Source organism: Mycobacterium lehmannii (assembly GCF_002245535.1).
In the GTDB taxonomy this organism is placed as follows: domain Bacteria; phylum Actinomycetota; class Actinomycetes; order Mycobacteriales; family Mycobacteriaceae; genus Mycobacterium; species Mycobacterium lehmannii.
In genome coordinates this window covers 47470-69641 of sequence record NZ_NKCN01000018.1, presented here as the reverse complement: position 1 = coordinate 69641, position 22172 = coordinate 47470, and the positions used below count along the sequence as shown (strand labels likewise).

The 22172-nt window shown below is 68.2% G+C and carries 26 protein-coding genes and 1 pseudogene; 14 read left to right on the top strand and 13 right to left on the bottom strand.

All coding sequences use genetic code 11. The features are described 5' to 3' along the window. Nucleotides 1-114: 114 nt before the first annotated feature. Nucleotides 115-1113, top strand: a complete 999-nt coding sequence (locus tag CEX87_RS19035; RefSeq protein ID WP_094288653.1) for an esterase family protein — start codon at nt 115-117, stop codon at nt 1111-1113. A 21-nt stretch (nt 1114-1134) separates the two neighbouring features. Here the strand turns inward: CEX87_RS19035 and CEX87_RS19030 are convergent, their stop codons facing one another. Then, entirely contained in the window at nt 1135-1542 is a 408-nt protein-coding gene (locus tag CEX87_RS19030; RefSeq protein WP_064396443.1) for a hypothetical protein, read from the bottom strand. Nucleotides 1543-1649: 107 nt separating this feature from the next. On the opposite strand from CEX87_RS19030, the gene CEX87_RS19025 reads away from it, so the two are divergent. The 5 genes from CEX87_RS19025 to CEX87_RS19005 all read left to right on the top strand — a co-directional run bounded on the left by CEX87_RS19025 (nt 1650) and on the right by CEX87_RS19005 (nt 4210). Continuing rightward, on the top strand, nt 1650-2453 hold the full coding sequence (locus CEX87_RS19025; RefSeq protein WP_094288651.1) for a nuclear transport factor 2 family protein: 804 nt from the start codon (nt 1650-1652) through the stop codon (nt 2451-2453). Between the two features lie 45 nt (nt 2454-2498). Continuing rightward, nucleotides 2499-2936, top strand: a complete 438-nt coding sequence (locus CEX87_RS19020; RefSeq protein ID WP_094288649.1) for a hypothetical protein — start codon at nt 2499-2501, stop codon at nt 2934-2936. After that, on the top strand, nt 2933-3118 hold the full coding sequence (locus CEX87_RS19015; protein ID WP_064396437.1) for a hypothetical protein: 186 nt from the start codon (nt 2933-2935) through the stop codon (nt 3116-3118). The genes CEX87_RS19020 and CEX87_RS19015 overlap by 4 nt, the downstream gene beginning before the upstream one ends. Nucleotides 3119-3237: 119 nt before the next feature. After that, entirely contained in the window at nt 3238-3819 is a 582-nt protein-coding gene (locus tag CEX87_RS19010; RefSeq protein WP_174522722.1) for a hypothetical protein, read from the top strand. 25 nt (nt 3820-3844) lie between these two features. Further along, nucleotides 3845-4210, top strand: a complete 366-nt coding sequence (locus CEX87_RS19005; RefSeq protein ID WP_064396435.1) for a DUF732 domain-containing protein — start codon at nt 3845-3847, stop codon at nt 4208-4210. Between the two features lie 15 nt (nt 4211-4225). Here CEX87_RS19005 and CEX87_RS19000 read toward each other — a convergent pair whose 3' ends face one another. The 3 genes from CEX87_RS19000 to CEX87_RS18990 form a co-directional block, all read right to left on the bottom strand. Continuing rightward, on the bottom strand, nt 4226-5173 hold the full coding sequence (locus CEX87_RS19000; RefSeq protein WP_094288648.1) for an ankyrin repeat domain-containing protein: 948 nt from the start codon (nt 5171-5173) through the stop codon (nt 4226-4228). A gap of 74 nt (nt 5174-5247) precedes the next feature. Continuing rightward, complete coding sequence (locus CEX87_RS18995; RefSeq protein ID WP_064396432.1) at nt 5248-5553, bottom strand: hypothetical protein; 306 nt, start codon at nt 5551-5553, stop codon at nt 5248-5250. Between the two features lie 186 nt (nt 5554-5739). Next, nucleotides 5740-6552: a hypothetical protein gene (locus tag CEX87_RS18990; RefSeq protein ID WP_094288646.1), complete on the bottom strand. Its 813-nt coding sequence runs from the start codon at nt 6550-6552 to the stop codon at nt 5740-5742. A 45-nt stretch (nt 6553-6597) separates the two neighbouring features. On the opposite strand from CEX87_RS18990, the gene CEX87_RS18985 reads away from it, so the two are divergent. The 3 genes from CEX87_RS18985 to CEX87_RS18975 all read left to right on the top strand — a co-directional run bounded on the left by CEX87_RS18985 (nt 6598) and on the right by CEX87_RS18975 (nt 8733). Beyond that, the gene (locus CEX87_RS18985) at nt 6598-7908 is read left to right on the top strand and encodes an NAD(P)/FAD-dependent oxidoreductase (protein ID WP_064418529.1); all 1311 of its coding nucleotides are present in this window, start codon (nt 6598-6600) and stop codon (nt 7906-7908) included. A 33-nt stretch (nt 7909-7941) separates the two neighbouring features. Then, entirely contained in the window at nt 7942-8133 is a 192-nt protein-coding gene (locus CEX87_RS18980; RefSeq protein WP_064348755.1) for a hypothetical protein, read from the top strand. A gap of 108 nt (nt 8134-8241) precedes the next feature. Next, a complete protein-coding gene (locus tag CEX87_RS18975) occupies nt 8242-8733 on the top strand; it encodes an NUDIX hydrolase (RefSeq protein ID WP_094288644.1) in 492 nt (163 codons plus the stop codon). A gap of 22 nt (nt 8734-8755) precedes the next feature. Here CEX87_RS18975 and CEX87_RS27680 read toward each other — a convergent pair. From CEX87_RS27680 to CEX87_RS18950, 5 genes and pseudogenes are all read right to left on the bottom strand, one after another. Next, nucleotides 8756-9148, bottom strand: a pseudogene (locus tag CEX87_RS27680) (nuclear transport factor 2 family protein); the annotation flags it as partial. After that, nucleotides 9145-10020: an LLM class F420-dependent oxidoreductase gene (locus CEX87_RS18965; RefSeq protein ID WP_064418526.1), complete on the bottom strand. Its 876-nt coding sequence runs from the start codon at nt 10018-10020 to the stop codon at nt 9145-9147. The gene CEX87_RS18965 and the pseudogene CEX87_RS27680, both read right to left, overlap by 4 nt. After that, nucleotides 10017-11468: a serine/threonine-protein kinase gene (locus tag CEX87_RS18960; RefSeq protein ID WP_064393677.1), complete on the bottom strand. Its 1452-nt coding sequence runs from the start codon at nt 11466-11468 to the stop codon at nt 10017-10019. The genes CEX87_RS18965 and CEX87_RS18960 overlap by 4 nt, the downstream gene beginning before the upstream one ends. A 20-nt stretch (nt 11469-11488) precedes the next feature. Then, a complete protein-coding gene (locus tag CEX87_RS18955) occupies nt 11489-12595 on the bottom strand; it encodes a PDR/VanB family oxidoreductase (protein WP_094288642.1) in 1107 nt (368 codons plus the stop codon). Next, nucleotides 12595-13548 (bottom strand): metal-dependent hydrolase, encoded by a 954-nt coding sequence (locus CEX87_RS18950; protein ID WP_064427457.1) that lies wholly within the window; start codon nt 13546-13548, stop codon nt 12595-12597. The genes CEX87_RS18955 and CEX87_RS18950 overlap by 1 nt, the downstream gene beginning before the upstream one ends. 87 nt (nt 13549-13635) lie before the next feature. Between CEX87_RS18950 and CEX87_RS18945 the strand changes: the two genes are divergently transcribed. Together CEX87_RS18945 and CEX87_RS18940 are read left to right on the top strand one after the other, a co-directional pair. Next, nucleotides 13636-14481 carry a lysophospholipid acyltransferase family protein gene (locus CEX87_RS18945; RefSeq protein WP_064393679.1) on the top strand — a complete coding sequence of 282 codons (846 nt, stop codon included), beginning with the start codon at nt 13636-13638 and terminating at the stop codon, nt 14479-14481. A gap of 5 nt (nt 14482-14486) precedes the next feature. Then, nucleotides 14487-14921, top strand: coding sequence for an SRPBCC family protein (locus tag CEX87_RS18940; protein ID WP_064393680.1), 435 nt, complete (start codon nt 14487-14489; stop codon nt 14919-14921). Nucleotides 14922-14924: 3 nt separating this feature from the next. Here CEX87_RS18940 and CEX87_RS18935 read toward each other — a convergent pair whose 3' ends face one another. Then, a complete protein-coding gene (locus tag CEX87_RS18935; RefSeq protein WP_064393681.1) occupies nt 14925-15338 on the bottom strand; it encodes a hypothetical protein in 414 nt (137 codons plus the stop codon). A 77-nt stretch (nt 15339-15415) separates the two neighbouring features. Further along, entirely contained in the window at nt 15416-17557 is a 2142-nt protein-coding gene (malQ, locus tag CEX87_RS18930) for a 4-alpha-glucanotransferase (RefSeq protein WP_094288640.1), read from the bottom strand. A 120-nt stretch (nt 17558-17677) separates the two neighbouring features. Between malQ and CEX87_RS18925 the strand changes: the two genes are divergently transcribed. Further along, nucleotides 17678-18877 (top strand): MFS transporter, encoded by a 1200-nt coding sequence (locus CEX87_RS18925; RefSeq protein ID WP_094288638.1) that lies wholly within the window; start codon nt 17678-17680, stop codon nt 18875-18877. Here CEX87_RS18925 and CEX87_RS18920 read toward each other — a convergent pair. Both CEX87_RS18920 and CEX87_RS18915 read right to left on the bottom strand, forming a co-directional pair. After that, nucleotides 18846-19169 (bottom strand): DMT family transporter, encoded by a 324-nt coding sequence (locus CEX87_RS18920; RefSeq protein WP_064418520.1) that lies wholly within the window; start codon nt 19167-19169, stop codon nt 18846-18848. The genes CEX87_RS18925 and CEX87_RS18920 overlap by 32 nt on opposite strands. Further along, the gene (locus CEX87_RS18915) at nt 19169-19504 is read right to left on the bottom strand and encodes a DMT family transporter (protein ID WP_064393685.1); all 336 of its coding nucleotides are present in this window, start codon (nt 19502-19504) and stop codon (nt 19169-19171) included. The genes CEX87_RS18920 and CEX87_RS18915 overlap by 1 nt, the downstream gene beginning before the upstream one ends. A 109-nt stretch (nt 19505-19613) precedes the next feature. On the opposite strand from CEX87_RS18915, the gene CEX87_RS18910 reads away from it, so the two are divergent. Together CEX87_RS18910 and CEX87_RS18905 are read left to right on the top strand one after the other, a co-directional pair. After that, nucleotides 19614-21203, top strand: a complete 1590-nt coding sequence (locus CEX87_RS18910) for a carboxylesterase/lipase family protein (protein ID WP_082694134.1) — start codon at nt 19614-19616, stop codon at nt 21201-21203. A 70-nt stretch (nt 21204-21273) separates the two neighbouring features. Continuing rightward, on the top strand, nt 21274-22161 hold the full coding sequence (locus CEX87_RS18905) for a sterol desaturase family protein (protein WP_064394138.1): 888 nt from the start codon (nt 21274-21276) through the stop codon (nt 22159-22161). Nucleotides 22162-22172 lie beyond the last annotated feature (11 nt).

The window sequence follows — 22172 nt, the reverse complement described above, 5'->3', positions numbered from 1 at the left end:
TTCCCTGCCGGAATGCCATTTCGTGAAATAGGGGCGAGTGTTGCGAAAACCGCGGGTGATGGCTCTCGCGGGCGTATCGTCCGCTCAGGGTCGGCGATGATAGGGAGGTCATCGATGGCGCTCGTGAAGTGGCTGTCATTGCGCCGGGCTACCTGGGCTGCAGCGACGGTGGCCGCCGCGATGCTGCCGGCCCTCGCTGCCGGCGGTGCGAGCCCAACCGCACAGGCCTTTTCGAATCCGAACCTTCCGATCGAACACCTGGAAGTGCCGTCGGCGGCGATGAACCGCACCGTCCGCGTCGAGTTCCTCGGTGCCGGCGACGACTCACCGGCGTTGTATCTGCTCGACAGCATGGAGGCGGGCGACGACCTCAACGGCTGGGACATCAACACCCAGGCCTTCGACTGGTATGACGGCTCCGGCATCTCGGTGGTGATGCCCGTCGGCGGCAAGTCGAGCTTCTACTCCGACTGGTATGCGCCCGCGGTCGGCAACGGCACGACCTACACCTACAAGTGGGAGACCTTCCTCACCCAGGAACTTCCGGCGTGGCTGGCCTCCAACAAAGGGATCCGGCCGACCCGCAACGCCGTGGTCGGGTTCTCGATGGGCGGTTCGGCGGCGCTGATCCTGGCGGCCTACCACCCGCAACTGTTCAGTTACGCCGGATCGCTGTCGGGCTTTCTGAACCTGTCCGCGCCCAACGGCCCAGGTCAGGTCAGGGTCGCCCAGATGTGGAACGGCGGCTTCGATCCCGCCGCGATGTGGGGCCCACCCGGCGATCCGGCATGGGCCCGCAACGATCCCACGGTGCAGGCCGGTCGGCTCGCCGCCAACGGAACGCGCGTCTGGATCTACTGCGGCGACGGCACACTCACCGATCCCGCGCTGACCAACCCCGACGCACCGATCGCCGGACTCGGCTTCCTCGAGGGCTTCGCGATCGAGTCGAACCGGGCGTTCGTCGACGCATACATCGCCGCCGGCGGGAACAACGGCGTCTTCAACTTCCCCGCGGGCATCCACAGCTGGGGCTATGCAGGCCAGCAGTTACAGCAGATGAAACCCGATATCCAGCGAGTGCTCGAAGTCCAGCCGACATACCAACAGTGAAGCGGCGCACACGGTTTCGCGCTAGGCGTCGTCGTCGGGAGTGGAGTCGGGATCGGATGCGTCCAAGACGCTGACCGCGATGCCGTACGGCAGGAAGCGCACCTTGCGGGTGGGATCGGTGTTGTTCTTGTTGGCCCGCAGCGCATCCAACTCGGTGGGGTAGACCTGCTCGATGTGCGCACCGCCGTCGTCGTCCACGGTGTAGATCGCCCACACCCCGTCACCGGTCTCCCCGGTGGTCTCCGGCTCGCGTCGCGGCCGTGACGAGCGGGTGAACTCGTCGACCAGGTTGGCCCAGCCCGCGCGTTCTCCCGACGTGCTGAAGAACCTGCCGAAGCCGTCGAGCGCGTCACGCAGACCCTCACCGGCTTCGCGCACGACGCGGTCGAATTCCTCGGGGTCGAACCCGAACGGGCCGTTGCTGCTCATGGTGCCTCCTCCTGGGGCGCCCGCACCTGTGCGCGGTATCGCTTCCAGTGTGCCCGCATGCGGGGAAGTAGTCGACTGAAGCGATCCCGAAGTGGTAGGCAACCTCTATGGCCATCTCCCGGGCCGACGCCCTGGCCGCCGTCGAGCGATCCCCGGCCGCGGTCGCCGTTCACGACCGCGAGGCGTGGGTGGCCGCCTTCACCTTCGACGGGATCATCGAAGACCCGGTGGGTTCGCAACCGCACCGCGGGATGACGGCCATCGCCCGCTTCTATGACACCTTCGTCGGTCCGCGCGACATCACGTTCCATCGCGACGTCGACATCGTCGTCGGCTCGACCGTGATCCGCGATCTGGAGCTGGAGGTGCAGATGGCGGCCGGTTTGACGATGCGGATTCCCGCCTACCTGCGCTACCACGTCGAAGTCGACGCGGACGAGCTGAAAATCGCTGAGCTGTCAGCCTATTGGGAACTTCCGGCGATGGTCGGTCAGTTCCTCAGAGGTGGGATCCGATCGGTGCCCGCCGGGCTGCAACTGTCGCGGGGGCTACTGACGAACCAGGGCATCGTCGGGGCGCTCGGCTTTCTCGGCGGCTTCCGTGGGATCGGCCCCCAGGGCAAGCGACGGTTCGACGAGTTCCTGGCGGCCGCCCATGCCGGTGACGAGGTCGGACTGCGGCGCTGGTTGGGCGGCGGCGCACAGATCACCGCAGGTGAGCACACGCCGATGGGCAGCACCGAGCTGCTGTCCCGGCTGACCGGCGCCCGCTCGCGCAAACTGATCGGTTCGGGTCACAGCCTGGTGTGCGGCATCGAGGGGGCCGGGTCGCGCGATGTGCTCATTGCCGACGTGGCGGCGAAACCGTTCTCGATCAGGCGAATCCGCTACTACGCCGCACCGGTGGGCTGAACCACCCGACGTTTCGGCTCCTCGGGCCGGGGCAACCCGGCAACCATGCGACACACTGATTCACGCGAGATCGCCGTTGTGGGCGTTGTCCTGGCCGCGGTGCTGGCGTCGTGCCTGATCCTTCCGACAATCGGACGGCTCGCGACGCTCGACCAGATATGGGCGGCCGCCGCGATCCTGGGCATCCCGACCGTCGCGGTGCTCACTGTCACCGGTTACCGGTACTACGGGCCTGCCCGCAGCATGGCCGTCGCAGTGGTCGTGATGAGCGTCGCCCTGATCGCGAGCTGGGTGTTCTCGGTCTACGTGGTGGCCGCCGCGATGAGCGGTTCGACGACGACGCTGGCGATGGGGGTCCTGCTGTACGGGACACCGGCCCTCATCGTGGCGGTGCTGGGGCTTTTGGCGCTCAAGTTGGTGCCTCCCCGGTCTCCGTCGAGGGACCGTTTGACGACCTCCACGGCGGGTAATCCGGCCGCATGACTCCGCGCGAAGACGACGACACCAGCGAAGAGGGCGTCACCGAGGACGACCACGTGGCAACCTCGCGCGCCGGCAAGGACAGCGGCGACGACGACGGCACCTACGTCGGCCAGACGTTCTCCGACGACGCTATCGACGCGGAGGAGAGCGGGGCCGAGGCACGCAGCAACGACGGTCGTTGACGGCGGGCACACGGGTCGCAGAACGGTCGCGGGAACGTCGCGAGAGGCGTGTACGAGGTGTCTCGATTCGGTCGCGGCGGTCGCGTCGCGTGCAGCGCGAACTGGGCGCGTGAGACTGTATGAGCACCATGCCTGTCGACGATGAGCCCACCGAGATCACCTACGAGGAATTCGGCCGTAGATTCTTCGAGGTCGCCGTGACCGAGCAGCGCGTCGGCAGCGCCATCGCCGACATCGCCGGCGACGAGTTCGAGATGGGCCCGATCGCTCAGGGTCCGGGCAAGATCGCGAAGGTCACCGCCAAGGTGCGGATCCAGGAACCGCGACTCACCCGCCACGTGGGCCCGATGATCACGTTCGCCATCCGCATCCCTCTGGAGATCGACATGATGGTCGATCTGCGCATCGACAAGCCGAAGTTCATGGTTTTCGGCGAGATCGCGCTGAATGCGACCGCACGCGCCGCGGAACCGTTGCTGTTGATCCTCGACGTCGAGAAACCGCGGGCCTCCGACATCTCCATCCACGTCACGTCCAAGTCGCTGCGGGGCGAGCTGGTCCGCATTCTCGGTGGCATCGACGCCGAGATCCGGCGGTTCATCGCCGCCCACGTCGCCGGCGAGATCGACAGCCCGGCCTCCCAGAAGGCCAAGGTGATCGACGTGGGCTCAACCATCGACACCGCCTGGACGGGCGTCTGAGGGTTCCACAGCGTAGGCTTCCCGGGTGTTTAGCAAACCCGTGTCGGCGCTCGCGCTGACCTCCGGACTTCTCGCCGCAGCGGCCGTGGTGGCCGCGCCCGCGCAGGCCGACCCCGTCGACGACGCGTTCCTCAACGCGGTGTCCGAGGCAGGCGTCGTCATGAGCGATCCGAGCAGTGCCGTCGCCGTCGGCCAGCAGGTGTGTCCCATGCTGGCCGATCCGGGCCAGAACGCCGCCAACGTCGCGGCCAAGGTCGCCGAAATGGGCGGCATGTCGCTCGGTCCGGCGACCATGTTCACCGGCATCGCCATCTCGATGTTCTGCCCCGCAATGGTGTCGTCGATCGGCAGCGGTAACTCGCCGATTCCGCTGCCGTTCCTCGGGATCTAGACCCCGCCAAATCTGCTACGGACGCAGGGCCGCCGTCACCCGCTCGACGCCGGCACCGGCCGCGAGGTCACGGTGTCGTGCGGTCACCTCGGCGCCGCCAGTGCGCAGCACATCGACGACGTCGGCCACGACACCGGCCTTCTCGGCGCTTACCTCCGCCCCGAGAGCCCACCACGACATCAGCGCGTCGAGCCCGCGCCCGGGGTCGGCGCCGTGGTCCACGAGCGCCGCGACGGTCGCGGGCAGCGCGAGCCGCGCGGCCCTGTCGATGGGGTGAGTGCCGTCGGGCAGTGCTGCCTGAACCGGCGCGCCGGCATGCACCAGGGCGCGCACCACGTGCGGGTTGACGTTGTCGGCGTCGCTGCTGAGCACGTGCAGCGGTGTCGCGCCCTCGGAGTCGAGCACCGCCGGGCAGACGCCGTTGGCCAGGGCGTGGTTCAGCGCCACCGTACGACCGTTGCGCACGATCTCGTGCAGGATCGTGGTGTAGCGCTCACCGTGAGCCGACAACTCGATGCGGCGTCCCGCGTCGGCGCCGGCATCGATCAACGCCACCGCGATGCCCAACCCGGGGGAGCGCACCGCATACCAGAGCGGTGATGCACCACACGCATCCACCGGATCGGGATCGGCACCCATCGCGAGCAACTCGATCACCGCCGAGTCGCCGCGCTGCGCCCGGCGAAACAGGTCAAGGACATCCGGTGGTAGCGGCTGGGTCCAATCCGGTGGGTCGACGCCGAGCGCGGTCAGCGCCCTCAACGAAGCCTCGCGTTTGGGACCGAGGTCGTACCAGGGCCACGGACCTTCGCCTCGGGCGACGAAATCGGAGACCGGCATGCGGGTTTCGGTGGTATTCGGCCGTTCGCCGTCGGTGTAGTGGGTCTGGAAGACCACATCGGCGCCGTCTGACAGGATCACGACCCGTGCGGGCCCGTCCTGATACCGGGCGAGTTCGGCCACAGCCAGGATTGTGCCCAAACGCGAAGAGGGGCACCCTTGCGGGTGCCCCTCTCGTGCCCTCTTGCACGAACCGGCTACTTCACGTCTACGTAGACGAGACGGTCCTGATGCGTGATGAAGTTATGGCTGCTCCCGATCACGGGGCTGCCCGCATCGATCCGGGTGAAGGTGGGGCCCTCGCGGACCGCGACCACCTCGGCCTCGCTCAGCGGGGCGGTGCCCACCTGAGTGACGACGACCCGGTACCCCTCAGACTTGAGCTGGTTGATGGTGTCCTGTGCGTTCTGCGCCCCCGAAGGTGCGGCGGCCACCGGTGCGGCCAGCCCGATCAGGGCGGTTGCCAGTCCGCTAGCTACAGCTGCGATTCCAATCTTCTTCATATGCTGCCTCTTTTCATGTCTGCGAGCCACCGAAGCGGTCTTCCGCCAATTGATTTCGGGGTTGCACGCGTTCGATCGGCTCATAGGGGGCAACGAAGAAGGAGCCGGTTTAATTCCCTGGCAGGAAATGGTCGAAAGAATGGCAGATTTTAAGCGGCGCAACGTTGTTCGGTGTGCGCAATAACCTCAGAGCAGGCGGCCCAACCGGCTCAGTTGCAGCGGACGGCCGACGACGCTCAACTGTCCGAGAATGTCCTCGAGTCTGGTCAGCGGCAGGTCCATCCGCCACTCCGCCACCGACGCCGACAGCCGTACCACGCCCGGTGCGAAGCTGATTCCGGTCAGTCGGACACCGTGCGGCAGTTCGGGCAGCCGCACGGGATAGGCCGGGGTCCGCGCCGGCAGCGGACAGCGGGTCCGGCGAAAGGCGATGCAACGTGGTTTGAGCCACAGCGTCGAGCCGTCCAGATGGGCGTCGACCTCGAGGTGGCCGGCCCCCGGCCGTCGCGCAAGGCGCAGCCGGGCCACACCGTCGGCGCCGATCGCGCCCGCGAGCCTCGGCGCGGCCCAACGGAACACGTCGTCGAGAACCGGCGCCGGAATCTCCAGCGTCAGCTCGACGGGCGCCGCGACCAGGACCGGTGGTGCCGTCGGTCGTATGTGGACGTTGTGCAACACCGCGGTGGCATGGTCGAACCGGGCCTCGTTGCACCGGATGTCGCGCGCGGCCAGCCGGACGTCGTTGAGCTGGCCGACCGAGAGGCCGCGGGAGTCGAGGTGCGAGTCGAACTCGGTGACCGTCAGCGTCAGGTCCGCATCGTCGAGTTTGACGCTGAGCCGCCTGCCCACCACCAGCCGGCGCACGGTCATGAACAGCGTGCGGTACGCCGCGGCGGCGCCTGTGGTGACCGGCGTCACCGCGGCCGACGACCACAACGCGGTCAACATGTCGATGGGACGGAACGGATCGAATCGGCGCAGAGGTTCCGGGCGCGTCATGCCTCCAGCATTCCCCGACGGGACCGGTTCCGTACAGTCGGGCCCATGACCTCCGTGGTAATCGTCGGCAGCGGCTTCACCGGTTTCGAATGTGCGCGCACACTGGCCAAGAAATTGCGTAAAGAGCGCCCCGACGTCGAGATCTCACTCATCTCACCGGTCGACTACATGCTGTACACGCCACTGTTGCCGGACGTCGCGGGCGGGTTGGTCGATGCCCGCTTCGTCGCGATCCCGCTGGCCAACGCCTTACGCGGCGTGCAGGCGATCCGCGGCCGGGTCGACGAGGTCGACTTCAAAGGACGCACCGTCACGTTCACCGATCCCGAGGAACGGTCGCGCGCGCTGTCATGGGATCGGCTGGTGCTGACCCCCGGTTCGGTCACCAAGCTGTTCGACGTGCCCGGCCTCGCCGAGCACGCGCGTGGTCTCAAGTCGACCGCCGAGGCGCTGTATCTGCGCGATCACGTGATCCAGCAGCTCGAACTGGCCGACGTCGACGACGATCCGGGCCGCCGTCAGGCGCGGCGCACGATCGTCGTCGTCGGCGCGTCGTACTCGGGGACGGAACTCGCGGTGCAACTGCGGGCGCTGGCCGATTCGGCGGCAAACCAGATGGGCTTCGACCCGAGCGAGGTCAAGTTCCTGCTGCTCGACCTCGCCGAGCAGGTGATGCCGGAAGTCGGGGAGAAGTTGGGCGCTGCGGCGCAGCGTGTGCTCAAAGAGCGTGGCATCGATGTCCGGCTGGGCGTCACGCTCAAGGAAGTGCACGCCGAACACGTTGTGCTCAGCGATGATTCGCTGATCCGCACCCATACCGTGGCGTGGGTCACCGGTGTGACGGGTGCGCCGCTGATCGAAAAGCTCGGGCTGCCGACCGAGCGCGGTCGGCTGAAAGTGACCACGGAGCTCCAGGTTCCCAGCCATTCCGGGGTATTCGCCGCGGGCGATGCCGCCGCGGTGCCCGACGTCACCCAGCCGGGCAAGATCACGCCGCCGACCGCCCAGCACGCCACGCGGCAGGGAAAGGTGTTGGCGCGCAACGTCGCAGCCAGCCTCGGTGTGGGCAAGCCGAAGCGTTACAAGCACCGCAACATGGGGCTGGTCGTCGACCTGGGCCCGCGCTACGCCGTGGCCAATCCGCTCAACATCCAGTTGTCCGGCTTTCCCGCCAAGGTCGTGACCCGGGCCTACCACGTGTACGCCATTCCGCGGTTCGTCAACCGCTGGGCGGTCACACTGGCGTATCTGACCGATGCGTTCTTCGACCGGCCCGTCGTCTCGTTCGGGCTGTCCACGCAGGAGGACGCGGAGTTCTCGGCCAGCGAGGGTATTCCGACGCCCAAAGCCGGCTGATTCAAACCCGTTGAACCGGGGAACTGTGTCGGCATGGCTACTTATCGCGTGCTGAATCCCAAGGGCGAGGTTGTCGACACCAAGGACATCGAGAGCGCCGACGACGCCCACGCCTGGTTCGTCGACCAGAAGGCCGACCCCGAGCTCGGCTGGCGCATGGAGGTCAAGAACGACGATGGCGACTGGGACTTCTTCGACAGCAGCGAAGGCGACCGCAAGTACTAGCGCTGACAGGCTCGTGCCACTCGCCGTCCGCCACCGACCGCTTTTGTACGCCTGGGCGCGGTGTGTCGCGGTGCAGACACGGTCTCTCGCGGAGGGAAAAATGAGGGCGTGCCGAAGCTGAGTGCGGGACTGCTGCTCTACCGGGTGCGAGACGGCACAGTCGAGGTGCTCATCGGCCACCCGGGCGGACCGTTCTGGGCGCGCAAGGACGAAGGGGCCTGGTCGATCCCCAAGGGCGAATACGACGAGGGCGAGGACCCGTGGGCCGTCGCGCGCCGGGAATTCGAAGAGGAACTGGGCAAGCGCCCACCGGAAGGCCAGCGCATCGAGTTCGCACCCGTCAAACAGCCGAGCGGCAAGATTGTCACCGCATTCGCGGTGCGCGGCGACCTCGACCTAAAAGACACTTTCTCCAACACGTTCACCATAGAGTGGCCGAAAGGGTCGGGCACGATCAGGGAGTTTCCCGAAATCGACCGGGTGGGTTGGTTTTCCGTGGCGCAGGCTCGGTCCAAGCTGTTGAAGGGTCAGCGGGTCCTGCTGGACCATCTGCTGGCGGCAATCGCAGACGACGCACCGGTCGAGTCTCGATCGCATTGATCGTCAACGCGCGGCCGTGGATCCGCCATCCGGCCCGTGTGCGCAGATACTCGTCGTCATAGCGCAGATGCCACACCAGATCCGACGCCTGACCGTCGCTGACCGTCCAGTGGTGGGCGATGCAGGTGATGCGGCCGAGTGCGTAGTCGGGTTCGTCGGCCGCGGCGTACACCTCACCGACGATCGCGTGTTCGGTCCTGGGCACCGCGGCCAATGAGGCCATCGCCGCCCGCACCCCGTCGCGGCCTTGGAGGCGGCGCACCGGCTCCAGCGCCCGCGGCGGGTCCGGCAGCCGCAGCTCGGCGTTCTCGGTGAACAGCTCGGCGACATCGTCGAAGCGGCGGTCGTCGACGGCGGAGGCGTAGACGTGCACCAGGTCGGCCAGCGCCAGTCGGTCGGCGGTGCGCAGCCTCATGCGCCAAGCCCCAGCCGCTGCGCGCATGCGGACAATGCGTCGCGCGCTTCGTCGATATCGGCCGTCGGCGGCATGGCCAGGATCAAGCGGTCCGCACCGCGCGCCTCCAGTTTGGCCGCCCGCTCACTGTCGATCTTGGTGACGAGATGCCCGAGCGAAAGTTCCAGCGCATCGGGGTCACGCCCGCACCGTTCGGCCTCCTCGCGCATCAACGAGACGAGTTCGGCCAGTTCTGCGCCGCCGACACCGAGCGGTTGAAACCCGTCGCCGAGCCTACCCGCTCGCCTTGCCGCCGCCCTGCTGTGCCCTCCGATGTGAATCGGTATGTGCGACACGGGCTTCGGATAACTCATGGCGTTGTCGAAATCGAAGAACTCGCCGTGGAAGTCGGCTCCTTCGGGGCGGTCCTGCCAGAGCAGCCGCAGCACGGCGAGTTGCTCGTCGGCGCGCCGGCCCCGGCTGCCGAAGTCGGCCCCGCACGCCTCGATCTCCTCTTTGAGCCAACCCGTTCCCACGCACAACCGCAGTCGTCCGCCCGAGAGAACGTCGACGGTCGCCACCCGCTTGGCCAACACGACGGGGTGATGGTTGGGCAGCACGAGCACGCCGGTGGCGAGGCCCAGTCGCCGGGTGTGACCGGCCAGGAAGGCGAGCAGGTCGAGCGGATCGGGCACGTCGCAGTCGGCGGGTAGTTCGACCCGGCCGGACTCGTCGTAGGGATAGACGCTGGTGTACTCCGACATCAGCACGGTGTGCTCAACCACGACCAGTGATTCGAACCCGCAGGCCTCCATGTGCGCGGCGAACGCGGCCATGAAGGCGGGGTCTGCGGTGACGCCCGCCGCAACGGGCGCGACGACGGCGTATTTCATGGCAGCGGCGGCAAACCGTTGCTTTCGCGGATGTCCCTGCGACACTCGCGGCGGGTCTGGCCGGTCTGCTCCATGCACACTCGGACGGGCGATTCCTCGGCGACCGGCAGCGGTGGCTCGGTCACCTCGGTGGTGACCGTCGGGCTCGGGACGTCGCCCTCGGTCAGTGACCAGATCGTGGCGCCAGTGCTCTGCAGTGTCGAGCAGTAGGCGGTCGAACCGTCGGCGGTCTGGGCGGTCGCGCCCTCGGGGGAGCAGTTGGCCCCGATCACCGCGGCGGAGTCGTCGGCGGGCGTGGACGGCGCCGTTGTGGTGGCGGCGTCGTCCTCGGTTGCGGTGGTCGTGGGAGTGTCGCTGGTCGTCGGCGTCGCCGGCGGTGGCGGTGGCGGTGGCGGAGGAGGTGCGGCCGGCGGTGTCGACGACGCAGCCGTCGCCGACCTGCCCGGGGCGTTCGCGCGTTCCTCGCCGAACAGGAAGGCTGCCACCACGACCGCCGCGACCAGCAGCACCGCGAGTACCGCGGGCACCATGATCCCAGGCCGCAGCCACGACTTCTTCGGTTGAGCGGCGGCCACGGCGAGGCGGGTGCTGTCGGGGTCCGCCGAGTCGACACCGAGGTGGTGGCTGAGCGCCCTGGCGAAGTCCGCGCAACGCTCGAACCGTTCTTTGGGGTTCTTCGACAGCGCCTTGGCCAGCACGGGGTCCAGGTTCGCGAGGTCCGGTCGGTGGGAGCCGATCGCGGGCGGCGCCGCCGACAGGTGCTGGCTGATGACCACGGCCGGGTTCGAGTTACGGAACGGCGGCGACCCGGTCAGCAGATGAAATGCGGTGGCGGCCAACGCATATTGATCGGCGCGGCCGTCGAGCGTCTCGCCCATCAACTGCTCGGGTGCGGCGTAGGACACCGTGCCCACCGTCATGTTGGTCGCGGTCAGACCGCTGACATCGTCGGCCCAGCGGGCGATGCCGAAGTCGGCCAACAGGATTCGCCGATCGTCTGCCTCGGGCCTGGTGAGCAGGATGTTGGCGGGTTTGACATCGCGGTGCAGCAGGCCGCCCTGGTGGGCGTAGTCCAGGGCGTCGGCGATGGCGGCGACGATCGCGGCGACCTCCCTCGGAGGCATGCCGTTGGGATGGTGCTCCTTCAAAAGTTGCGCCGCGTCGGTGCCGTCGACATAGTCCATCGAGATCCAGATCTGGCCGTCGGCCTCGCCGCGATCGTGGATCCCGACGATGTGCGGGTGCCACAGCGTGGCCGCGATGTCGGCCTCACGCTGGAACCGTCTGCGGTACTCGTCGTCGGCCGACACCGACGCGGGAAGCACCTTGAGCGCGTCGCGTCGGGGCAGGCGCGGATGGTCGGCCAGATAGACCTCGCCCATTCCGCCGGAGCCGAGTAGTCGCACGATGGTGTATCCGGCGAAAGTCTCCCCCTCGGCCAACGGCATGGGCGAATAGTACGAGACGACTACAGCTCGAGTGTCAGATGGGAACCTTCGGCGGCGCGGGAGATGCAGATCAGCATCAGCCCGCCGTCGCGTTCGGTGTCGGTGAGCAGCGTGTCGCGGTGGTCGACGGCGCCGGCCAGCACGCGGGTGCGACACGTACCGCAGAAGCCCTGCTGACACGAATACGGCGCCTGAACGCCGGATCTGCGCAGCGCTGCGAGCAGCGTCTCCTCGGCGCCGACGTCGATGGTCTGGCCGTGTGCGGCCACCGTCACCGAGAAGTTCGTGCCGTCCTCGACGGGCGGGGCGGCGAACCGTTCGAAATGCAGTTCCACGTTGTCGCGCCCGACCAGCCGCTCGCGGATGACGGTCAGCATCGCCGCCGGACCGCACGCGTAGACCGCGGTGCCGTCGGGGCAGTCGCCGAGCAGGTCGTCGGCGGCAGGCAGTCCGTCGACGTCGTCAGTGCGAATCTGCACGCGAGAGCCGAACCGTGCGACTTCCTCGATGAACGGGAGGCTGTCGTGGCTGCGGCCGGTGTACACCATCGACCACTCCACACCGAGCGCTTGCGCCAACCGCAGCATCGGCAGGATCGGGGTGATGCCGATGCCGCCTGCGACGAACCGCAGGCGCCGGGTAGGGGAGCCGTAGCCGGGAACGGTCAACGGGAACGCGTTACGGGGCCCGTGTGAGGTCACGGTCGCGCCGGCGTGCAGCCCCTCGTGCACTTCGATCGAACCGCCGCCGCCGTCGGGGATGCGCCGCACGGCGATGCGGTAGCTGTCGGCGCGGGCGGGATCGCCGCACAGCGAGTACTGCCGCACCAGCCCGCTGGGCAGCGTGATGTCGATGTGCGAACCGGGATGCCACCGGGGCAGCGGTCCGCCGTCGGCGGCGACCAGCGTCAGCGCCACGACGTTCTCGTCGCGGGCCACCACCTCGCGCTCGGCGACCCGCAGGATCAGGGTGCGGTCGAGCTCGCGGGGAGGTGTGACCTTGCGGACGGCGCCGGCCAACGCTTCCATTGAGTTGATCACGACGTCGGCGATGCCGATCATCGCGTAGCGCCGTCCCGGCCGCAGCGGATGGGCAGGCAGTTGCCGGTAGCGCTCGCGCAGACCCATCAACGGTGCGCGGCGCGCGCGGCGGGTGAGGTGGCCAGGTAGGCCACGGCCTGGGCGGTCGACCCCATGTCCTCTGGCGAGTAGCCGGGGCGGAAGTAGGACAGCGTGTTCGCCCCGAACAGGGTCCGGAACTTCGGCAGCAGGCCAAGTTCGGAGTCGCGCATCCGCATGCGCTGCATCTGGAACCAGCCGATGTCGCTGCTGGGATCGGACTTCAGCAGGTACCAGGTGCCGCGTTGGAAGAAGGTGAATATCGCCGTCGCAGCGACCGTCATCGCCCGGATCCGGTCGGGATAGCTGTCGTGGAAGTAGACCGCCACGTCGTGGGCGACGCAACGGTGCTCGACCTCTTCGCTGCCGTGCCAGCGGAACAGGTCGACCAGGGTCGGGTCCGCGCCGTGGTCGTCCCAGGTGGAGTTCAGCGCGAAGTCACCGAGCACCGCGGTGTAGTGCTCGATCGCCGCGATCAGCCACAGCCGCTCGCACAGGTTGCTGAGGCGCCGTTCGGGGTCGTCGAAATGCTTTGGCGCCAAGACCTTTTCGAACATGTATCCGACGAGGTCCAGCATCGGCTTCGGGTCGACCCCGTTGCCGATGAGGAAGTCGGAGATCACGTCATCGTGGGCTGCGGCGTGCGTCGCCTCCTGGCCGATGAAGCCGCGGATGTCGTCGGCGAGCTTGGGGTCCCTCACCAAGGGCAGCGCCTCGTTGTAGGTGCGGACGAACCAGTGCTCGGCGGCGGGCAGCACCACGTTGAACAGGTTGATCATGGTGGAGGCCACCGGATGGCCGGGGATCCACTCGAGGGGCACTCCGGACAGGTCGAAATGCACCTTGCGGGCCTGGATCTGGACCGGGCCGGGGTCGACCTCGTGTGCGAAACGGCGTGGACGTAGGGCTTCCACCGGCTGAGCCGGCAAATGGCCCCCAGGGCGGGCCGGCGATAGTGCCATCTCGGCTCCTCCTTCGTGCCGCACAGTCTACGTGCGGTAGGTCAGAAGGCAGGTTTGCGGTAGGCGGGGCGCGTCTATAACACGTTCATGGCTGCGATCGACGACGTTCTCGGATGGGCCAAGCAGCAGGTGGCCGACCGGGTTCCGAAGGCCGACCTGGACCAGCGCGATCCGGATTACATCCGTGAGCAGCTGCCGGGGTTGTGGCTGCTGGCTTCGTTGTACTTCCGCGCCGACGTCCGCGGCCTGGACCGCATCCCCGCCGACGGTCCCGTGTTGTTGGTGGGCAACCACAGCGGTGGCAATCTCCCGCCCGACACGTTCGTGTTCACGCTGGCGTTCAGCTCCTACTTCGGCGTCGAGCGGCCGTTCTATCAACTCGCACACAATCTCGTCGTCTCGATGCCGGGCCTGGGTTCGCTGCGCAAGTTCGGCACCGTGGCCGCCAACCACGAGAACGCCAAGCTGGCGCTGGAGTCCGGCGGGGCGCTTCTGGTGTACCCGGGCGGCGACTACGAGGTGTTCCGCCCGTCGTGGCACCGACACGAAGTCGATTTCGGCGGTCGCAAGGGTTACGTGAAACTCGCCCGCGACGCCGGTGTGCCGATTGTGCCCGTCGCCAGCGTCGGCGGTCAGGAAGCCGCGTTGTTCCTCGACCGGGGCCAGTGGTTGGCGCGACTGCTGAGGGCCGACCGGCTGGCCCGCCTCAAGAGCGTGCCCATCCTGCTGGCGCCGCCGTGGGGGCTGACCGTCAGCGACTTCATCCCGCGGCTGCCCCTGCCGACGAAGATCGCGATCGAGGTGCAGGATCCCATCGATGCCGACGACATCGCGGCCAGCGACGACGACGTCATCAACGACAAGGTGTTGAGCAGCCTGCAGGCAGGAGTCGACAAATTGGCCGCCACACGACGCTTCCCGGTTCTGGGCTGACGACGATGAGAGTTCAACGCCAATGCGTCATCGACGCCGACCGCGACCAGGTGTGGAAGGTGGTCAGCGACCCGGAGTGCTATCCGGACTTCATGGCCAGCCTGGAGCGCTGGGAGACGATGACCGATCCGCCCGCCGGCCTCGGGTCCCGCTACACCGTGCACTGGAAGGTCGGTTCGGTGCCGATCGGCGGCACCGTGGAGGTCGTCGAGTTCGACGCGCCGCGTGAGGTGTCCTGGATCGGCCTCACCGGGGTCTCACAACGCGGCCGGTTCCGGTTGCGCGAAACCGGGGACGGCCGCACCAAGGTGACGTTCCGGTTGTCCTACGAGTCCGCGGGCAACGTTTTGGGCCTGATCGCCGACCGGGTGGCCGCGCGCCAGGTCGGCCGCACGATGGGGCGGACGCTGACCAATCTGCGCAAGATGGTGGAGGGCTGACCGTTAGCCGGCCGGGGCCGGCGGCGGGGTGCCCGCGCCGGGAGCGCCCTGGATCGGCACCACCGGGGTCGGAGTGACGGTGGTGACGCCGTTTCGACCGACCGTCGGACCGCCCGAGGGACCTTGTTCGGCGATGAAGTCCGCCGCCTTCTGGCTGCAGTCCAGCATCAGCAGCATCCGGCCGCCCGAGGTGATCTTCTGCTGGTCGACCAGGCACTCCGCCTGGGGGAGCACGCTGCCGACCGAACCGCCGAAGTAGGCCTTGACGCCCTGGGACTTCAGGATCTGCAGCGCCCGGTTGTACGGTTCGCCGACCACGTTCAGACTGCTCGGTTGCGACATCGCGATGCCGGCTCCAACGAGCGCCGCCGAACCGACAGCCACGAACCCGCCGCTGAGCACAACAAGCTTGTTCACGTGATCTCCTCAGGTCGGTGCGGTGCGAACATATCGCAGCCGTGACGAATGTGAAACCGGAGCAGACGGCGTCGGCGTTACACCGCCGGGCGCACCGCTTTCCGCATGACCTCGCCGAGCCGCGCCGCGGTGACATCGTCGAAGACGTCCTCGAGCAGCAGTTTCTTACCGTCCGGCCCGGCCAGCGGCACTCGCCAGTTCGGATACTCGTCGGTGGTGCCCGGCTGATTCTGGGTGCGCAGGTCGCCGACGGCGTCGGCCAGCGACAGCGACAGCAACCGCGACGGCGTGCGACCGAGATAGCGGTGCAGGGCCTCGACGATCTGCGCGGCGTCCGCCTCGGTGTCGCCGTCCAGGAGCCCGACGCGGCGCAGCTCGTCCAGCCAGCTGTTCTGCTGCTCGCGGTCGTCGGCCAACTCCTCGGCGGCCGGCCGCGTCAGCAGCCCGAGTTCGTCGCGCAGGCGGACGTGCTCGCCGGCCAGATAGCCGGCGGTCGGAGGCAGGTCGTGCGTGGTGACGGCCGACAGGCAGTACTCGCGCCACCGCTCGGCGGCCAGCGGGGCCCCCGCCGGTCCTTGGGCGCCGTCGCGGTCGGCCTCGAACCACAGGATCGAGGTGCCGAACAGACCGCGCTCATTGAGGTAGTCGCGGACCCACGGTTCGACGGTGCCGAGGTCCTCGCCGACGACGACGGCTCCTGCCCGGTGGGCCTCGAGCGCCACGATGCCGATCATCGCCTCGTGGTCGTAGCGCACATACGTGCCGTCGGTGGGCCGCGCCCCGTTCGGAATCCACCACAGCCGGAACAACCCGATGATGTGGTCGATCCGCACGCCGCCCGCGTGCCGCAGCACCGAGTTGACGAGTGCGCGGAACGGCTCGTAGGCGAGCTGCTCGAGTTGGTCGGGCCGCCAGGGCGGTTGCGACCAGTCCTGGCCGAGCTGGTTGAACTCGTCGGGAGGAGCGCCCGCTGTGACGCCGAGCGCGAGCACATCCTGCAGGGCCCACGAGTCCGCGCCGTTGGGGTCCACGCCCACGGCGAGATCGTGCATGATGCCCAGGCTCATCCCGGTCTGTAGCGCGGTGGCCTGCGCCCCGGTGAGCTGGTCGTCGAGCTGCCACTGCAGCCAGCGATGGAAGTCCACGGAGTCGGCGTGCTCGGCGGCGAACTCAGCGACGGCCTCACCCGCAGGATGCTGCAGTTGCCTCGGCCACTGGTGCCAATCGGCGCCGTACCGTTCGGCCAGCGCGCACCAGCGGGCGAAGTCGTCGAGGCTGCGGCCCTCGCGCTCCCGGTAGGCGGCGTAGGCCAGGTCCCGCCCCGCCGAGCGGGGTACCTCGTAGACCGCTTCCAGCGCCGAGCGCTTCGCCTTCCACGCCGCATCACGGTCGACCTTCTCGGCGCGGTCGGCACGCGACTGCACGGCCTCGCGCAGTTTCCGTAACCGGTTGCGGCGGCGGATATAGGCGTATTCGGGAATCGCTTCGACCCGCAGATAGATCGGGTTGACGAACCGGCGCGAGGTCGGCAGGTACGGCGAGGGCTCCATCGGCGCGACCGGAGCGGCCGCGTGCAGCGGATTGACGAGGATGAATCCCGCGGCATGTCGGGCGGCCGACCATATTGCCAGGTCGGTCAGATCGGTCAGATCGCCGATACCCCAGGACTTTTCGGACCGCACGCTGTAGAGCTGGGTGGCCAGGCCCCAGTTCCTGCCGGAGGGGGGAACTAGCGACGCTGGGGAGACGATGACCGGGGTGCTGAACTCCGCCCCGTCGGCATGCAGCTCCAGGCGGTGGTATCCGATCGGCAGGTTGGCGGGTGTCTCGAAGGTCGCCTCGCCGACCAGTCGTCCGTCCAAATCGTAAGGGGACCTGTTGTTTTCGAGTTGGGTCAGGTTCGTCCGCATCGACCCGTCCTCCAGTCGGATCCGCAGCGACACCGGGTTTCCGTGCGTGACGTGCACCCAGAACGTCGAGGCGGCACCGGTGCGCCCGATGACCGTCGGCGGAAGGTGGCGTGACCAGTACTCGCGGTCGTGGGCGATGAGTGCGGCGGCGCGGTCGTCCTCCGTGCCCGCATCGACACCCAACGCGGCCAGCACCGAGATCAGCGTCGAGGAGGCCACGGCGATGCGCGTGCCCGTCCAGTCTTCGTAATCGGTTGCGACACCGTAGCGTCGCGCCAACTCCACTAGCGACGCGGCGGGCCCTGTCATGTCGCCAATCTTGCCCGGAATCGGTCACCACGTCTCATCACAGGCTCGCTCATACCCGATCTGCGCGAAGTCAACCGGCGCTGAATCCGGGCTCGGACCTGGTGGGTAGTGTCGGCCGGTATGGCGCCCGACCGACAGGAGACGGCGGAGCCGCAGAGTCGACGGGCCCGAACCGCCGTGGCAACCCTGTTCTTGACCAACGGCGCCGTGTTCGCGAACCTGCTGCCGCGCTACCCCGAGATCAAGACCGAGCTGGGTATGTCCAATTCGGCGTACGGGGCCGCGGTCGCGGCGTTCTCGGCGGGGGCGCTGGCGGCGGGACTGACCGCGGCCGCGCTCATCCGGCGCTACCGATCGTCGCGGGTGGCCGTCGTCGGCACCGTCGGAATCGGCGTCTTCGTGGCGCTCGCGGGCGTGGCGACGTCTCCGGTGTTGCTGGCCGCGGGGTTGTTCGCGGCGGGCGCCTGCGATGCGGTGACCGACGTCGCCCAAAACGCACACGGCTTGCGGGTTCAACGCATCTACGGTCGGTCGATCATCAACTCGCTGCATGCGGTGTGGGCGGCGGGCGCGATCATCGGCGGTGTGATGGGCGGGACGGCGCTCGCGTTGGGTATTCCGCGTGCGCCGCATCTCGGCTTCTCGGCGGTGTTGTGCAGCGTGGTCGTGCTCGTCGCGTACCGCTTTCTACTCCCCGGATCCGATCACGACGACCACCGGCAGGCGCGCGCCGACCGTCCGGGCCCTGCCGGCGGCGCGGTGTACGCCGCACTGCTCGCGCTGGTGCTGATCGCGGTGGCCGGTGCGATGGTCGAGGACGCAGGCAACTCCTGGGCCGTGCTGTATCTGCGCGACGCGCTCGGTGCGCCCGGGCCGATCGCGGTCTCGGGCTACATCGCCGTCGTCACATTCCTTTTCATCGGGCGATTGGTCGGTGACCGCCTAGTCGACCGGTTCGGGGAACGCACCGTGGTACGCACGGGTGGCTCGATCACCGCGATCGGTATGGGCCTCGCCCTCGCGTTCCCGTCCGTTCCGGGCACGATCGCCGGTTTCGCGATGGCCGGCCTCGGCGCGGCCACCCTGGTGCCGTCGGCCATGCACGCCGCGGATCAGCTGCCGGGCCTGCGACCGGGCAGCGGCCTGACGATCCTCACCTGGCTGATGCGCATCGGGTTCCTCGTCGCCCCGGTGCTCATTGGGGTGATCGCGGACGCGACGAGCCTGCGAACCGGCCTGCTCGTCGTGCCGATCGCCGGCATCGTGGTCGTGTTGTTGTCGGGTGTGCTCAGTGCGCGACGCCGGCAAATTCGATCGTGAGCACACCGCCGACGACGAGCGCGATACCCAGAGCCATCATCCACGTCAGTGGTTCGGTGAACACGAAGCGCGCGATGACCGCGACCAGCGCCACGCCGCACGCGGTCCACACGCCGTAGGCGATGCCGACCGGCATCCCGAGCGCCAGCGTCAGCCACAGCAGATAGAACGACGCCAGGTAACCCAGGACGATCGGTGCGATCCAGGCCTTCTTGCGGAACCCCTCCGAAGCCCGCAGCGACAGCGTCGCGAACACCTCGAAGACGATCGCGCCGGCCAGTGTCCAGTACATCACCGCTGTTCGACCGCCCCGTGCGAACCGAACTCGATCAGCAGCACACCGGCGATGATCAGGCCGATGCCGGCGACGATCGGCCAGGTGAACGGGTCACCGAACAGGACAGCGGCCAGAACCGCGGTACCCGCCGTGCCGACCGCTCCCCAGATTCCGTACGCCACCCCGACCGGCACTCCGGCGCGCAACACCAGCGTCAGGAATGCGAAGGCCGCGAGGTAGCCCCCGACGACGACGAGAAGCCACGCCGAATGATCCTGGGACGCCCGCAGCGACAGCGTCGCGGCGACCTCGACGATGATCGCACCGGCCAGCAGCGCCCACTTCTGCACGCGATCAAGTTAGCCGACCGGTGGGCTTTGCCCGTGCGGCGAGAGCGGAACCGCTGACCAGACGGCTCGGTCGGACGCGCGCGTAGCCTGAACTCGCTGTATTCCATCGATGGAGGAGTCCCATGCCGTACGACGTGGAGTTGCGGTGACCGCAGGGGCACGGGGCAGCGACGACGCGCTCGTCGTCGACACCGCGTATGGACCGGTCCGCGGCCTCGACGACGGCACCGTGAGGGTGTGGAAGGGGATTCGGTTCGCCGCCCCGCCGGCGGGTGAGCTGCGGTGGCGGGCGCCCGAACCGCCACAGCGCTGGTCCGAACCGGTGGACGCCACAAGGCTCGGCCCGGTGTGCCCGCAGCCGACGGACCCGCGCATCCCGATCGACCTCGGCGCTCCGCAGAGCGACGACTGCCTGAGCTTGAACGTGTGGGCGGCATCGAACATCGAGCCAGGCGCGGGCAAACCGGTGCTGGTGTGGGTGCACGGCGGCGCCTACGTGCTCGGTTCGTCGGCGCAGCCGCTGTATCACGGCCGCACGCTCGCCGCCGACGGCGACGCCGTGATCGTCACGGTGAACTACCGCCTCGGGGCGCTGGGCTTCCTGGACCTGTCGGCGGTGAGCGACGACTTCGCGACCAACCTCGGCCTGCGCGACGTACTGTTCGCGCTGCAGTGGGTCCGCGACAACATCGCCGGTTTCGGGGGAGACCCGAACCGCGTCACCGTCTTCGGAGAATCCGCCGGTGGCGGGATCATCACCACACTGCTGGCCAGCCCGGCTGCCGCCGGCCTGTTCGGCGCGGCGATCGCGCAGAGCTCACCGGCGACCTCGGTCTACGACCGCGAGCGCTCGCAACGGGTGGCGGCGCTGTTGCTCGACCGGCTCGGGCTGAGTCCCAGCGAGGCCCAGCAGTTGGTTTCGGTGCCCACTTCCGCGCTGATGACCGCCTCCAAGCACGTGTTCGACCACATCCCGGTGAGCACCCCGGGCACGCTGGCGTTCGCGCCGATCATCGACGGCGATGTGGTGCCTGCGCATCCGGTCCAGCTCGCCCGGGATGGGCGCACCCTCCCGGTGCCGCTGATCATCGGCACCAACAAGCACGAAGCCGCACTCTTTCGCTGGATGAAGTCGCCCCTGATGCCGATCACACCCAAGGCGATCCGGGCGATGTTCGCGGAGATCGCCGCCGAACAACCCGACCTGGAGCTGCCCGACGAACAGCAGATCCGCGCCGCATACCGGGGCCGAGGAAAGACCATCGGTATGGGCGTCGCGCGCGATATCGGGTTCCGGATGCCGTCGGTCTGGTTCGCCGAGGGTCATCGCGAGGTCGCACCCGTGTACCTCTACCGATTCGACTTCGCCACCCCGATGTTGCGGCTGCTGCGGCTCGGAGCCGCGCACGCGACCGAATTGCCGTACGTCTGGGGCAATCTGGTCGCCGGCCCCAAGGACCCGACCTTCAAGCTCGGCGGGCTGAAAACGGGGAAGGAGGTCTCGGCGCGCATCCGGCGGCGCTGGGTGAACTTCGCCGTCGACGGCACACCCGCGGGCTTCGCCGGCGACCCGGTGTGGCGGCCGTACCGCACCTCCGATCGCGCCACCTTGCTCATCGACGCCGAGGACAGGGTGGTCGACGACCTCGACCACGATCTGCGTACCGCGTGGGGCGATCAGGTGCTGAGCTTTCGCTGAGACGTATGCTGGGCCCGGAGGTTTCGAAGTGGATGTGAGTGGCGCCTTCTCGCACGTATTGCCACCGTTGATGCACGATCCCGTGGTCTTTGCGGTGCCGTTCTTCTTGTTGCTGCTGGTCATCGAGTGGGCGGCCGCCCGCAAACTGGCCCACGAGGAGGCCGAGCGTGCACCGGCCGGTGCGTACCAGCGCTCCGATGCGTGGGCGAGCATCTGGATGGGCGTGGTCTCGATCGGCACGAGCGGGGTGCTGAACTTCATCGCGCTGCTGGGCTATGCGGCGTTGTTCGTCTACGTCGCGCCGTGGCAGCTACCCGCGAACGCCTGGTACACGTGGGTGATCGCGATCGTCGGGGTGGACCTGCTCTACTACGTCTATCACCGGATGGCGCACCGGGTGCGGCTGATCTGGGCCACCCATCAAGCGCATCACTCCAGCCAGTACTTCAACTTCGCCACCGCGCTGCGCCAGAAGTGGAACATCAGCGGTGACGTATTCCTGCGGGCGCTGCTGCCGCTGTTCGGCGTACCGCCGTGGATCGTCTTCGCCAGCTTCTCGATCAACCTGATCTACCAGTTCTGGATCCACACCGAACGCATCGGGAAGCTCTGGGGCCCCATCGAATTCGTCTTCAACACGCCGTCGCACCACCGGGTGCACCACGGCATGGACCAGCAGTACCTCGACAAGAACTACGGCGGCATCTTCATCCTGTGGGATCGGCTGTTCGGCAGCTTCCAGGCCGAGACGGTCCGCCCGCACTACGGGCTGACCAAGCAGGTCGACACCTACAACATCTGGACGCTGCAGACACACGAGTACGTGGCCATCGCGCGCGACGTCCGCCAGGCGCGGCGGTGGCGCGACAGGCTGGGCTACATGTTCGGCCCGCCCGGTTGGACGCCGGCGCGACCGCCGCTCGTGGCGGAGCAGCCGTCGGCCCCCGTCAGCGCCTGAGCCACGCAGCA